This window comes from Bacillus sp. P4_D3 (assembly GCF_056401855.1).
Window position 1 is genome coordinate 1 of the sequence record NZ_JBFUIN010001360.1, and the last position, 514, is coordinate 514.

At 33.3% G+C, this 514-nt stretch carries 1 protein-coding gene; it reads left to right on the forward strand.

The features are described from left to right. The coding region (locus tag AC1DTM_RS31340) for an NEAT domain-containing protein (RefSeq protein WP_477001803.1) at positions 1 to 514 on the forward strand (514 nt) is incomplete at both ends.

Here is a 514-nt window from a genome sequence, read left to right on the forward strand (position 1 = left end):
TAACATAATTAAAGATGGTGCGTACAGCATTCCCTTTAAAGTGTTAAAAGATAAAACAGATGAAGAATCTAAAATGAATACTTACATGGAAAATCCAGGAGTATTGAAAGTAGAAAATGGTAAGAAAAAAGCGATTGTAACGCTAAAAAGCAGCTCATTAATTAAAAATTTCCAAACGGAAAAAGATGGTGCATTTGTTGATGCAAAAGTAGTGAGTGAAGATAAAGAAAAAGGTACAAGAGTCGTAGAATTTGAAGTGGATGATTTATCTAAAAAAATAAATACAAAAGTATTTATTGAGGTGGCATCACAAGGTTACAAGCAAACTCATGACGTACAACTTGTATTTGATCAAAAGAAACTTGAACCAATTAAAAATGAAGAGAAACAGCCAGATGGAGATAAGCAACCAGAAGGAGACAAGCAACCAGATGGAGATAAACAACCAGACGGAGATAAACAACCGGATGCTGACACAATTAAAGATGGTGAATACAGTATCGGTTTTAAAGTG